This window comes from Faecalibacterium prausnitzii (assembly GCF_003287495.1).
In the GTDB taxonomy this organism is placed as follows: Bacteria; Bacillota; Clostridia; order Oscillospirales; family Ruminococcaceae; genus Faecalibacterium; species Faecalibacterium prausnitzii_I.
This window is the reverse complement of record NZ_PRLE01000005.1, coordinates 66,249-78,587: the sequence shown is the minus strand read 5'-3', so window position 1 is coordinate 78,587 and position 12,339 is coordinate 66,249. Positions and strand designations below refer to the sequence as shown.

Below are 12,339 nucleotides of genomic sequence, written 5' to 3'. Positions count from 1 at the left end.
TTTTATGAGCGAATCGTTCTCCCGCGCTGCCCGCTCCGCCAGGGAGATGGCCCGGATGCTGCTGCGCTGGCTGGTGCTGGCCCTGCCCATCGGCCTGCTGTGCGGCGGCATCGGCACCGCGTTCCATCTGGCGGTAGAGGCCGTCACCGAGCTGCGGGGTGCCCACGGCTGGCTGCTCTGGCTGCTGCCCGCGGCGGGCCTTGCCATCGTAGCCCTTTATAAAGGAACCAAGTGCGAGGGCGTTGGCACCAACAATGTCATCCGGGCCGTGCAGAGCGGCGAGGCCGTCAGCCCGCTGCTGGTGCCCGCCATCTTCTTTGGCACGGTGCTCACCCACCTGTGCGGCGGCTCCGCCGGCCGGGAGGGCGCGGCCCTGCAGATGGGCGGCAGCATCGGCTACAATATTGCAAAGCTGTTCCATTTCCCGGACCATGACCGCCGCACGGCCACGGTCTGCGGCATGGCCGCGTTCTTCTCCGCCCTGTTCGGCACCCCGCTGGCGGCTACCCTCTTCGCCATGATGGTGGAGGATGTGGGCCTGAGCTTCTCGGTGGCGTTCGTGCCCGGGTTCTGTGCGGCCCTGCTGGCCTACGGCATCTCGCTGGCCTGCGGCATTGCCCCCACCCGCTTTGCCCTTTCCGCCGTCCCGGCGCTGGGCATCCTGCCCGTTTTGCAGGTCGCTCTGCTGGGCATGGCCTGTGCGGCCGTCACCCGGCTGTTCTGTCTGCTGCTCCATGTAGCAGAACACCAGCTCCCCAAGCGCCTGCCAAACCCCTGGGTGCGGGTAGTCCTTGGCGGCGTGGTGGTGGTCGCCCTCTCCTACCTGATGGGGGTGGGCCGCTACAACGGCGCGGGCATGGGGGTCATCACCGCCGCCGTGGAGCAGGGCCAGGCCCTGCCCTGGGATTTTATCTGCAAAATCCTCCTGACGGCGATCACCCTGGCTTCCGGCTTTAAAGGCGGCGAAGTCGTCCCCAGCTTTTATATCGGTGCCACCTTTGGCTGCGTGTTCGGCCCTCTGCTGGGCCTGCCCGCCGGGTTTTCGGCTGCTGTGGCCATGGTGGCTGTCTTCTGCGGTGCCGCCAACACCCTCGTCCCCTCCCTGCTGCTGGCCTATGAGCTGTTTGGCGGGGCCGGGCTGGAGCTGATCGCGCTGGGCTGCGGGCTGAGTTATATGCTCTCGGGCTATCATGGCCTGTACAGCAGCCAGACATTCCTCAGCGATAAATTCCACTCGGAGTACACGGCCCGATGGGAAGCAAGGCTGCACCATTGATTTTTCCATCGTTTTGCCCTTGATTTTTCCCACCGGGCGTGCTACAATCACAATAGTTTCATCCTGTGTAAATCGTCGATGCGGACAAACCGGATCTTCCCCCACACGATGCAGAGAGAGCCGCCCCGGAGCCCCGGGTGCTGCAAGCGGCTTACCGTGCCCGGAGACCCTACCACCGCAGAGTGCAGAGGCGAACCTCTGCCGGGTATGCCCGTTACAGCATAGCGAGTGGCGCGGCTTTTTAAGGCTGCACAATTCGGGTGGAACCGTGGAACGCTGTTGAATTTGTATGTTCAGGCGCTTCATCCCGTAATGACAGACGGGGTGAAGCGCTTTTTGTTTTCCACACTTTTCAAGTTTCAGGTTGAAAAAGGAGTATTATCATGAAGATCATTTATAAGGACGGCCATGTGGACGAGTGCCCGCAGGACCAGGAGCTGCATGTCATCCGCCATACCGCTGCTCATGTGATGGCGCAGGCCATCAAACGCCTGTACCCGGAGGCTGATTTCGCCTTTGGCCCTGCCACCGAAAACGGCTTCTACTACGACGTGGACCTGGGCGACACCAAGCTCACCGACGAGGATCTGGCCAGCATCGAGAAAGAGATGCACAAGATCACCAAAGAGAACCTGCCCATCAAGCCCTTTATCCTGCCCCGCGCCGAGGCGGTCAAGCTGATGGAGGAGCGTCAGGAGCACTACAAGATCGAGCACATGGCAGACCTGGCCGATGAGACCGAGTTCAGCTTCTTCCAGCAGGGCGAATACGTGGACATGTGCATCGGACCCCACCTGACCTACACCAAGGCCCTGAAAGCCTTTAAGATCACCCAGCAGTCCGGCGCGTACTGGAAGAACGACAAAGAGAACAAGATGCTGACCCGCATCAACGGCGTGGCATTCCACAACCAGGAAGAGCTGGACGCCTGGGAGAAAGAGCAGCAGGAGGCCCGTGAGCGCGATCACCGCAAGATCGGCAAGGAGATGGGCCTGTTCATGACCGATGACCTGGTGGGCCGCGGCCTGCCCATGTTCCTGCCCGCAGGCTACACCGTCTGGCAGGAGCTGGAGAACTATATCAAGGAGAAAGAGCGTGCACGCGGCTACCTGCACGTCATGACTCCCTGCATCGGCACCGTGAACCTCTACAAGACCTCCGGCCACTGGGACCACTACCGTGAGAACATGTTCCCTGCCATGGAGATGGAGGGTGAGAGCTATGTTCTGCGCCCGATGAACTGCCCCCACCACATGATGATCTACGCAAACCGCCCGCACTCCTACCGTGACCTGCCCATGCGGATCGGCGAGATCGCACACGATTTCCGCTATGAGTCCTCCGGCACCCTGAAAGGCATCGAGCGTGGCCGTCACTTCTGCCAGAACGACGCTCACCTGTTCTGCACCCCGGAGCAGATCAAGAGCGAGGTGGCGGATGTCTGCAACCTGATCTTCGAGGTCTACAAGGACTTCAACATCACCGATTACCGCTGCGTGCTGAGCCTGCGTGACCCTGCCGACAAGAAGAAGTACCATGACGACGACGCCATGTGGAACCATGCCGAGAGCGCGCTGCGCGAGGTTCTGACCGAGCTGGGCATCCAGTTCACCGAGGAGATCGGCGAGGCTGCTTTCTATGGCCCGAAGCTGGACGTCAACGTCAAGCCCGCCGTGGGTGCTGAGTACACCCTGTCCACCTGCCAGCTGGACTTCTGCCTGCCCGCAAAGTTCCACCTGACCTATGTGGACAAGGACGGCACCGAGAAGACCCCCGTGGTGCTGCACCGCGCTATCCTGGGCTCTCTGGACCGCTTTATGGCTTACCTGATCGAGGAGACCAAGGGCAAGTTCCCCACCTGGCTGGCACCCGTGCAGGTCAAGGTCCTGCCTGTTTCCGAGAAGACCTTGGAGTACTCCGAGGCCATCACCGAGAAGCTGGTGGAGGCCGGTGTCCGTGTGGCTCTGGACGACGACAACCAGAAGATCGGCTACAAGATCCGCGCTGCCCAGCAGGTGGACCGCGTGCCCTATATGCTGGTTCTGGGCGCCAAGGAAGCCGAGGCCGGCAACCTCTCCGTCCGTGACCGCAAGGGTGAGACCACCACGATGGGCGTCGACGAGTTCATCGCAAAAGTCACCGCTGAGATCAAGAACCGCAGCCTGTAATCTCTAAAAGATTTCCTGGAAATACAAAAACTCCTCTCTGCCCGTGGCAGAGAGGAGTTTTTTGTGTTTCCGCTTAAAAAATCACTTCAGCAGGTTATCATCCTCGAAGTAATCGATCTTCATGGATTTGCGCACATCGGCGAGGGTGGCGGCGGCGGTCTTTTCGGCCACGGCGCTGCCGGCTTTCAGGATCTCGACCACCTCGGGCAGGCGCTGCTCCCACTCTTTGCGACGGTTGCGGATGGGCTCCAGCTCGGCCTGCATGACGCTGTTGAGGAACTTCTTGATCTTGACGTCGCCCAGGCCGCCGCGCTGGTAGTGAGCCTTGAGCTCGTCCAGGTTCTGGTACTCCGGCAGGAACTCTGCAAAGTGCTCCGGGCGGCTGAACGCGTCCAGATAGGTGAACACCGGGTTGCCCTCCACCTTGCCGGGGTCCTGCACCCGCAGGTGGCCGGGGTCGGTATACATGGACATGATCTTCTTCTTGATGTCCTCGGGCTCATCGGAGAGGTAGATGCAGTTGCCCAGGCTCTTGCTCATCTTGGCCTTGCCGTCAATGCCGGGCAGGCGGAGGCAGGCAGCGTTCTGGGGCAGCAGGATCTCGGGCATGGTCAGGGTCTCGCCGTAGACGGCGTTGAACTTGTGCACGATCTCGCGGCACTGCTCCAGCATCGGCATCTGATCTTCCCCGGCGGGGACTGTCGTCGCGCGGAATGCCGTGATATCAGCGGCCTGGCTGATGGGATAGGTAAAGAAACCAACGGGGATGCTGGTTTCAAAATTCTTCTGCTGGATCTCCGCCTTGACGGTGGGGTTGCGCTGCAGGCGGGACACCGTGACCAGGTTCATGTAGTAGAAGCTCAGCTCGGTGAGTTCCGGCACCATGGACTGGATAAAGATGTGCGCCTTGGCAGGGTCGATGCCCACAGCCAGATAATCCAGTGCCACCTGCAGGATGTTCTGGCGCACTTTCTCCGGGTTATCGGCGTTATCGGTCAGGGCCTGTGCGTCCGCGATCATAATATAGATCTCGTCGAACTTGCCGGAATTTTGCAGACGGACACGCTCTTTCAGGGAGCCGACATAGTGGCCCACATGCAGGCGGCCGGTCGGGCGGTCGCCCGTCAAAATGATCTGTTTCATAGTATTCTCCATATTCTCCTTAACAAGAGATCTTTTGATATAAGTATATCCCCTGTCCATTTCGCTGTCAACCAAACTGAGGCCAAACAAAAGAAAAAGCGATGGAAAAATTTCCATCGCTTTGCTGGCGCCTCTTGCCTGACTCGAACAGGCGACACCCTGATTAACAGTCAGGTGCTCTAACCGACTGAGCTAAAGAGGCATCTATATAAAACGGCGTACAGCCGTTTTACTACTATAAAATGGTGACCCGTACCGGAATCGAACCGATGTTAAAGGCGTGAGAGGCCTCTGTCTTAACCGCTTGACCAACGGGCCATACGTCCATTTTGCATCGGGGGTTTCGCTCCCGACTCGATTATTTTAGCATAGGAGTCCGACTTTGTCAACAAGAAATTTCAAATTTTTCAAAATTTGAAAAGTAAAGCATTAAATGCAACAAATTTTCGGCCTTATTTTTGTGGATTTTAGCGTAAAGCAAACAGGCCGTCAAGTTTTCTTCGCTTGCAGCCGCCCTCTATTGTTCGATTTTACCAACGGTTTTCTGCTTTCGTGTTGCTTATGCTGTCAGACCAAGCTCCCGTAGGCATTCGCGGAACATTGTGCCGGCGCTCTTATAGCCGAAAATTTTTCTGGGATAGCTGTTGATCCAGTTCTCCGTAGCCGCGATTTCCTCTGCCGTGACCTTTGAGAAGTCTGTGCCTTTCGGGTGCCTGCGGCGAATCATGCCGTTCACATTCTCATTGCTCCCGCGTTCCCAAGAAGAATACGGATGACAATAGTACACCTTCGTCCGCTTATCTCCGGTGATGCAGGACTGTTCCAGCTGGTCGGCCAATGCAAACTCACTGCCGTTGTCCACTGTGATGCTCTTATAGATAATGCCAAACTTCTCTGCACCTAACTTCCGTTCCAGTGCATTGATTGCCCGCACGGTCGTCTCTGCGCGGCGATCTGGCACCACTATAATATTTTCGTTCCGGGTCTTGCGCTCAGTCAGCACCAGCAGCGCAACCGTGCTTTTCTTCTTGCCAGAATACACCGTGTCCATTTCCCAGTGTCCAAATTCTTCACGGTCTTTTACTTCCGCCGGGCGTTTTTCGATGCTCTCACCGGCAGGCGCACGAGCAGGATCCTTTGTTTTCACCTTTTTATAGTCGCCCTTATGCACTCCATGTCTGGGCAGGGCCTTTTGCGTCAAGTTCAGGAACACGCCCTTTTTGATGTAGCTGTATATGGTAGGCACCGATATATGCGTTTTGAATGTCCGTCCTTCTTCCAGGGCATAACCGTACACAGCAGCCGGTGAACAATCCTTATCTATAATGGTCTGCTCGATATAGCTTGCAAGCTCATGATCCTTGCCAATCTTAAGGTTTGGTCCCTTCTCCCGAAGATGTGCCTGATACCTTTGTTCTGCAATATCCGGGCTATATGTAGGAATCAGCTTCCACGTTTTACCGTCCAACTTGTCGTAGCTACCGCGTTTCAGTTCCCGGTACACCGTGGACGGGTCAACCCGCAACCTGTCTGCGATTTCCTTTACTCTCAGCCCATCTTTCAGCCACTTTTCAATACGGATTCGGTCTGTAAGCGTAAGCTGTTTGAACACTCGCACGCCGTTTTCCTCCTTTCGACTATGGCGTTTATTTTCGTTTTAAGCGTAAATTATACGGTATACCGTTGTCAATTCGCAATTTTTCCACACTTTGCACATTTCCTTTGTGCAAAACTTCCAGACAAACAAAAAATCCCCCGCCAGCAATCCATCAGGATGCCAGCGGGGGATTTTCATTTCAGTGCAGAAGCATCGTCAGTTCATAGGCCACAAGGCCGGAAACCAACGCCGCAATCACAGCCCACCAAAGTTTGTTCCCAAATGTTCCGGGGGCTTTTTCCAGCGCGGTGAGGCGGTCCTCCTGCTTTTTGTTTTGAGCCGTTACAATTTCAAGGCTCTTGTTTGTGTTTTCGAGTTGCTGGATGGTCAACTTGATATTGGTGTTCATGCCGTTTACTGCATCGGTCAGCTTCCCCAGCTCGTCCAGCCGGTGGGTGTTGCTCTGTGCACGGTTTTCGACCGCTGTCAGGCGATGTTCCAGTTCCTCGTCAGTCATTACGCTTGTCCTCCCCCGCCTTACCGAAACGGGCCACAGTGGTGGTTTCCACGGATTTCTTTGCCATGTAATCTTCGAGCTTCTTCTTGGTAAAGTCGAACACAAGCTGTACGATCCAATCCAGCGTCCGCTCATTGATTGCCCAGTCCAGCCAGTCCGGGGTGTAGCCGCGCAGCACCGCGATAACGTGCGCTTTCTTCTCTGCGCCTGCACCCGCGCCGAACTTTTCTTCCGCGTTGACGATCCACTTGTACACGGTCTTTGCGACCACAAGGCCGTAACCCAGACGTACCGCCGCCAGCGCCGTGACCACAAGGCCGACCACCATGAAGATGCAGGCCAGCCATTCAGGGAATGCCATCAGAAAAACTTTCAGAATGTTCTCCATACTGTTTTCCTCCTACTTTCAGCTTACCCACCGGCTCTTTGCCGCGCGGGTGTCGATATGTACCCAACCAGCAGGGCGTCCCGCCTTTACAGGATAGCGCCCGATGCCGCCACGATTCGGCAGTAGGGTCTCGGCATAGGCAGCCACAGCTTCAACACCCACGCCCTGCACCCGGATGTCCGCAGCCTTGCCGTAACAATGCTGGCTGTAGGTCGCCCCCTTCACCGCCTTGTTGTGGGCGGCGGTACGGTATGCACTCGTGATCGTCACAGACTTCCCGAAATGATCCCGGATTTTCTGCAGCAGGGTCACAAGCTCATCGTCAATAAAGATCGGGTCACTCCCATCCTTGCAGCGGAACTCCTTCACCGCAAAATTTGCGGAGAGCTTTCTGTTCCCGTCCTTCGCATACGAATAGGCTTTAATCGCCATTGCTACCATCTCCCTTCATGCCCGGATCAGCCCCGCACCCGCGCATGGCACAGTCCACCATGAGCACCCCGAACTCTGCACGCTCGGTGCTCATGTTCTCGCCCTGCGCTTCAAGCCGGGTCAACAGCTTCTCACACAGCTCAGGCCACGTCATAGTCGTCACCGGTGATGCGCTTGTAATCCTCGGCGGTGATCTCGCCCTTGTTTACGCGCTCTGCCAGAACTTTCTTCACGCCAACGCGGCGGGATGCGGGCATCTCTGCCCAAGTCTTAGTGCCTGCAATCAGGCGGTTTGCCCAGATAATGTTCATGGTGATACCTCCTTACTCCTTGTTCAGCGCTGCGTCCAGCTCACACAGCGCGGTTTCGATGTCGGTCAAGCGCTTCTCGTTGGCCGCGTCCTGTTCGCACAGGGCATCTTCCATTTCAGCCACACGGTCGGGCAACTGTTCGTGCTCCTGCTGCTTCTTGGCTGCGGCTTCCTTCTCCTGCCGGGTGGGCAGATCGTCCTTTTTCCACTGAATCATGGTGACTGTCCTCCTTACTGGAAAGCGCCGGAGACGGCTTCGATGTAGCCGCCCTCGCCGGATTCGCCGCGCTCCACGCTGACGCGGAAGTTAAACGCCGCGCCGTTGGTGGCGGTCTTATTCTCAAAGACGATGTTCACGCCTTTTTTTACCTCGGTCGTGGCATCCTGCCAGACCGGGGAGCTGTCGAGTGCGTTGTTGGTCACTTCGGCTTTGAACTTCGCATCATCGGGGATGGAGCCGGTCACCTGAAGCACGGCAACGGTAATGTCGCCCTCAACGGCCAACGGTTCAGCCAGCGTCACGCTTGCGGCGTGGACGGCCTTGGTAAAGGTCGCGGACGTGCTGACGGTTTCCTTGCCGTCGCTCACCTCAACGGTGATGGTGTGGTTGCCGTTCAGGATTTTCTGGAATCCGGCAGCGCTGGCCGTCTGCTCAAAGGTCAGGGCCGTGCCGCTGGCAACGCCGGTGCGGGTCTTGGTGGTCTTGCCGTCCAGCTTTTCGGTGACGGTCAAGGTGTCGCCGTCGGTATCCCTGACGGTGTACTTCCACGCAAAGGCCGCGTTCTTCCGCCCCAGAGCTGCGCTGTCCGTGCTGACGGTAGGTGCAGTGTTGACACTGACCGTGCCATCGTCAGAGACCACGAGTGTAGAGGGAAGAATGAAAGCGGGGCGAACACCATAGGAGTAGTTGTACCAGAGGTTGCCGTAGGAGCCATCGGTGTTGACGAACCAGACGTAGTAGTCATTGCCGGTGCCCGGAGAGCGCAGCCACCAAACGGCAGCGGAGCTGCCATTGTATGCAATACGCTTGCTGTTACCGCTGGAGCTGTTGCCAAAGTATGCCAGCCTCACACCGTCCTTCGGGAAATAGCCGTTGTCGCTGGTCGTCCAACCAACCTCATAACCAGACAGCAGGAACACTTTGGTGCTCAGGCCGTTGGAGCCGGTGGCAAGGCTGCCGCCGGAACCAGTGCCGTTCTGGTACGGGATTTTCACCTGCTTAATAGCTGCCCGGATGTTACTGTCGATGAGGTTGTAGAACGTTCCGTTCAGGTATGTGTGGATGCTGGAATCCTTGTAGGAGTTATTGTTGCCGAACGTGGACGTTGTGTAGATGTCCTTCATCAGCAGCCACGTTCCGGCGCAACTCGAATCATAGGTGCTGGTATTCGGATTGCCCTGCTGCACGACAATAAAATCTTTGGACGCGCCGTTGACCTTGATTTTGACAATGCTGCCAACGGCTTTTGTGCCCAGTTTTACGTTTGCCATTGTTACCTCCTTGTTTTCGTTCAGGCCCACGGCATGATCTCCGCAGGCCGCGTGTTCTGAGATACAGAGAGGGACAGGGCTTTGTGCTGCTTCTTGTAGATGCAGCGGCATTGCCTCGCCCGCCGTCTGTCACGCGCAAGTTTGTTCGAGTTGATTTTTCGATGGATAGGGATTTTGCACTCAAGCAATTTTTCGAGCCGGTCAGCGTACTTGCGGCGTAAAGAGTAAGTATCACCATGGGCGGCATGGGCATCCCACGCATCAAAGCTCAACAGGATTTCCTGCTTGGTCGCTTCGCCTGCGGGGTATGCCGTCTCCCAATACTTGATCTTGTTCTTCATCCGCTTGGAGCTATCCCGGCGCAGCTTTTGGATGACCGCGCCGGTGTCGGTCAGGTAGCTATGGAATCCCAGAAAATCAATACCGTTCCGCAGCGGGAAGATGGCGGTTTTCTGGTTCAGCTCAAGGCCGTAACTGTCCATGAGCGCCCGAACATCCCAGAGAATGCACTGCAATTTCTTCTTGTCCGAACAGATGATATAGAAATCATCCATGTATCGGCCATAGTATTTGATGCGGTACTTTTCTTTGATGATGTGGTCGAACTCGTCCAAAAACATGAGGGCGAAAAGCTGGCTCGTCTGGTAGCCCAGCGGCAAGCCGTCCTCCATCACGTCGATGTAGATGCAAAGCAGCTCATAGACACGCGGGTCAACGCCGCGCTTGTCCAGCACGGCTTTGAGCTTGCGTTTTAGCTTCCGGTGGTCGATGCTGGCGAAGAAATGCCGCACGTCGCCTTTCAGCACCCAGCCGTCCGCGCCGTGGCCCTCACGGCGGTAATAGTCCACCATGTGTGTTTTCAGGCGCATCAGGCCGTCGTCTGTGCCTTTTCCGGTCTGGCTGGCGTGGCTGTCCCGGATAAAGCTCTTTGTCAGGGCATCATACAGGATGTTATCGACCAGAGCGTGCAGCACCACCTTGTCCACAAATGCGGGGGCGTGTACCATGCGGCGCTTCGGCTCGTAGACGGCAAAGACCTCAAACTTACTTGGCACATAGCGTATCTGCTGCCGGATGTCGCCGCCCGGCTGGCGTACATCACGCACAGCCAGCTTGCGGGACAGCTTTTCCGTGCAGGCCAGCGCCTGCGCCTCGTACTCGATTGTTTTGCTTTTACTTCGCTTTCCCTTCCGGGCTTCAAGGTAGGCTTTGTAAAGTACCTCAAAGCTGCACAGTTCTTCGTATGTCAAAATGACCCTCCGCTGGTTCGCGTTACGGTAGTGGGCTGCATCCGGCAGGGATGGCCCACCTCAGCGGGATGTATTTATCACTTGCCTGCATCGGCAAGCGACAGGATGCGGTTTCCTTTGATGGGCGCACTGCTTTCAGCTTATGCCTACTCGTCACACGGTTCCATCAGAGCGGGGCGAACACCATAGGAGTTGTTGTACCAGTTGTTGTTGTTGGAGCCATCGGTGTTGACGTTCCAGACGTTGTTGTTATTGTTGGTGTTCGGAGAGCGCAGCCACCAAATGGCAGCGTCAGACAAACAAACCGCACCCTTTATGCAAAGCGGTTGCCCGCTGTGCGTTTACGGTTCCGGGTAAAGGACGGCTTTCAGGGCGGCAGCCTGTTCGGTCAGCCGTTTCCGTTCCGCTTCTGCCCGGAGTTTTTCGGCACGTCCGCGTTCCGACGTGAGCCACTTCATCGCCGGGTATTTTACGTCCGTGACCTTCTTTGTCCAGATACCGGCTTTCTTCGCACTGATGATACCTTCCTCCGTGCAGATGGTCAGGTATTCCAGCAGCAGAGAGCAGCCGTCCACAACTGCGCCGATCTTCTCAACGCGCTTGTCGTAGTCGGTCTGGAAATTGACGTTGTTCGCCGCGTGTGCATCCAGCAGGATTTGCCGGGCAGTCAGCCGGATGCCCTCACCGTACAGACGGAAAGTGCTTTTGGAAAAGCCCTCCCTGTCCCGTGTGTCGAGTGCATGGACGGCAGTGCCGCACACCTTCTGGATGTCGCGCACATCTTCGAGCGCCGCGACTTTCTGGATGATCTTCCGGGCATCGCTCCGGCTGATGTCGTCGGTGACAATGCGGGTTGCCCTCTGGGTGTACCGCAGCAGCTCCCGCGCATTCGCGCCGACCTTGAATGTTTCAGCCATCAGAACTCCACCCTCGCCTGTTCTGCGTTCCACACGCCGGCGACGGCCAGACCGTCAAGGCTGCCGAACGTGGCAGAAAACGGGTTTTTCGTGACGTTCGTGCCGAACTTCAGCTCAATGGCCTTGATGCTGGCGTTCATAGCTGCCACACTGGCACGGATGTCGCTGTGGGCATTCTCCGCACCGTTGTGAGCGTCCATGGCTGCGCTGATGCGCTGGTCGGTCTCAGCCTTGGTGTATGCGTCCACCGCCGGACGCTGCGATTCAGACAGCTTACCATCCGCATCCAGCGTTGCCACGCCGCCCGGTACGCCGATCTGGTTAGTGCGGACAACATCTTCATCCGGCGCCTTGCCGGGGCCTGCGTTAAAAGAACCGTATGCCATTTAGGTTCCCCCTTCCTGTGCAGCCGTGTATTTCACGGTGCTTGTAATGTGATACTGTGCAGAAATTTTCTCGGTCGGAGCTTTGGCGGCCCTCAGCCGCAGCTTTCCTTCGAGGCTTTCGGTCGCAATAAAGCCCACCGCACCCGCCACATCGTAAAATTCCGGCAGTACCGTAACATCCACAATGTCGGTAGCCAACAGGCCCGCAATGGGGATGTCACAATAAAAATAGCCGGGGGAGGAATCATCCTCGCCCCAGCCATCGACCGGAATCGTAAAAGACACCGCAGCCGTGACATCCTGCTTTTCGTGCAGGATGTCATCGGTTTCCTCGAATCCGTTTGCCGTTGCTTCGGAAAGGTCTCCGAGTGCGGTGTTGCACTGCTTGATGTGGCTGCAAAGCGCGGCAAGCCCTGTGCCCAAAAGCGTTTTGATCTTCGCTTTTGCCATAGAGCTTACCTCCT

Annotated in this window: 16 protein-coding genes and 2 tRNA genes; 2 read left to right on the top strand and 16 right to left on the bottom strand. The window is 57.0% G+C overall.

Annotated features, from left to right (window positions below; all coding sequences use genetic code 11):
- The first annotated feature begins 4 nt into the window (after nucleotides 1-4).
- Nucleotides 5-1,276, top strand: coding sequence for a chloride channel protein (locus C4N22_RS09690; protein WP_112148826.1), 1,272 nt, complete (start codon nucleotides 5-7; stop codon nucleotides 1,274-1,276).
- A 383-nt stretch (nucleotides 1,277-1,659) separates the two neighbouring features.
- On the top strand, nucleotides 1,660-3,444 hold the full coding sequence (gene thrS / locus C4N22_RS09685) for a threonine--tRNA ligase (protein WP_112148825.1): 1,785 nt from the start codon (nucleotides 1,660-1,662) through the stop codon (nucleotides 3,442-3,444).
- Between the two features lie 81 nt (nucleotides 3,445-3,525).
- Here thrS and trpS read toward each other — a convergent pair whose 3' ends face one another.
- The 16 genes from trpS to C4N22_RS09615 all read right to left on the bottom strand — a co-directional run bounded on the left by trpS (nucleotide 3,526) and on the right by C4N22_RS09615 (nucleotide 12,325).
- Nucleotides 3,526-4,587: a tryptophan--tRNA ligase gene (gene trpS, locus C4N22_RS09680; RefSeq protein ID WP_022256135.1), complete on the bottom strand. Its 1,062-nt coding sequence runs from the start codon at nucleotides 4,585-4,587 to the stop codon at nucleotides 3,526-3,528.
- Nucleotides 4,588-4,712: 125 nt separating this feature from the next.
- Nucleotides 4,713-4,789 (bottom strand) — tRNA-Asn (locus C4N22_RS09675).
- Nucleotides 4,790-4,830: 41 nt separating this feature from the next.
- Nucleotides 4,831-4,905: transfer RNA gene (locus C4N22_RS09670), tRNA-Glu, on the bottom strand.
- Between the two features lie 241 nt (nucleotides 4,906-5,146).
- Nucleotides 5,147-6,205, bottom strand: coding sequence for an IS30 family transposase (locus C4N22_RS09665; protein WP_112148824.1), 1,059 nt, complete (start codon nucleotides 6,203-6,205; stop codon nucleotides 5,147-5,149).
- A 178-nt stretch (nucleotides 6,206-6,383) separates the two neighbouring features.
- Entirely contained in the window at nucleotides 6,384-6,701 is a 318-nt protein-coding gene (locus tag C4N22_RS09660) for a hypothetical protein (protein ID WP_112148823.1), read from the bottom strand.
- Entirely contained in the window at nucleotides 6,694-7,089 is a 396-nt protein-coding gene (locus tag C4N22_RS09655; protein WP_112148822.1) for a hypothetical protein, read from the bottom strand. Before C4N22_RS09655 ends, C4N22_RS09660 begins: the two co-directional genes overlap by 8 nt.
- An 18-nt stretch (nucleotides 7,090-7,107) precedes the next feature.
- Complete coding sequence (locus C4N22_RS09650; RefSeq protein ID WP_112148821.1) at nucleotides 7,108-7,521, bottom strand: YcbK family protein; 414 nt, start codon at nucleotides 7,519-7,521, stop codon at nucleotides 7,108-7,110.
- The gene (locus C4N22_RS12930; protein WP_165852605.1) at nucleotides 7,511-7,675 is read right to left on the bottom strand and encodes a hypothetical protein; all 165 of its coding nucleotides are present in this window, start codon (nucleotides 7,673-7,675) and stop codon (nucleotides 7,511-7,513) included. Before C4N22_RS12930 ends, C4N22_RS09650 begins: the two co-directional genes overlap by 11 nt.
- Nucleotides 7,662-7,832, bottom strand: a complete 171-nt coding sequence (locus tag C4N22_RS09645; RefSeq protein ID WP_097782167.1) for an XkdX family protein — start codon at nucleotides 7,830-7,832, stop codon at nucleotides 7,662-7,664. Before C4N22_RS09645 ends, C4N22_RS12930 begins: the two co-directional genes overlap by 14 nt.
- Before the next feature lie 12 nt (nucleotides 7,833-7,844).
- On the bottom strand, nucleotides 7,845-8,048 hold the full coding sequence (locus C4N22_RS09640) for a hypothetical protein (protein WP_112148820.1): 204 nt from the start codon (nucleotides 8,046-8,048) through the stop codon (nucleotides 7,845-7,847).
- 14 nt (nucleotides 8,049-8,062) lie between these two features.
- Entirely contained in the window at nucleotides 8,063-9,322 is a 1,260-nt protein-coding gene (locus C4N22_RS09635; protein WP_112148931.1) for a DUF6273 domain-containing protein, read from the bottom strand.
- A gap of 20 nt (nucleotides 9,323-9,342) precedes the next feature.
- A complete protein-coding gene (locus C4N22_RS09630) occupies nucleotides 9,343-10,572 on the bottom strand; it encodes a reverse transcriptase/maturase family protein (RefSeq protein WP_112148819.1) in 1,230 nt (409 codons plus the stop codon).
- Nucleotides 10,573-10,718: 146 nt separating this feature from the next.
- The gene (locus C4N22_RS12925; RefSeq protein WP_005940875.1) at nucleotides 10,719-10,871 is read right to left on the bottom strand and encodes a DUF6273 domain-containing protein; all 153 of its coding nucleotides are present in this window, start codon (nucleotides 10,869-10,871) and stop codon (nucleotides 10,719-10,721) included.
- A 42-nt stretch (nucleotides 10,872-10,913) separates the two neighbouring features.
- The gene (locus C4N22_RS09625; RefSeq protein WP_005940872.1) at nucleotides 10,914-11,489 is read right to left on the bottom strand and encodes a hypothetical protein; all 576 of its coding nucleotides are present in this window, start codon (nucleotides 11,487-11,489) and stop codon (nucleotides 10,914-10,916) included.
- Nucleotides 11,489-11,875 (bottom strand): hypothetical protein, encoded by a 387-nt coding sequence (locus C4N22_RS09620; RefSeq protein ID WP_112148818.1) that lies wholly within the window; start codon nucleotides 11,873-11,875, stop codon nucleotides 11,489-11,491. The genes C4N22_RS09625 and C4N22_RS09620 overlap by 1 nt, the downstream gene beginning before the upstream one ends.
- Complete coding sequence (locus C4N22_RS09615) at nucleotides 11,876-12,325, bottom strand: hypothetical protein (protein WP_112148817.1); 450 nt, start codon at nucleotides 12,323-12,325, stop codon at nucleotides 11,876-11,878.
- Nucleotides 12,326-12,339: the final 14 nt, after the last annotated feature.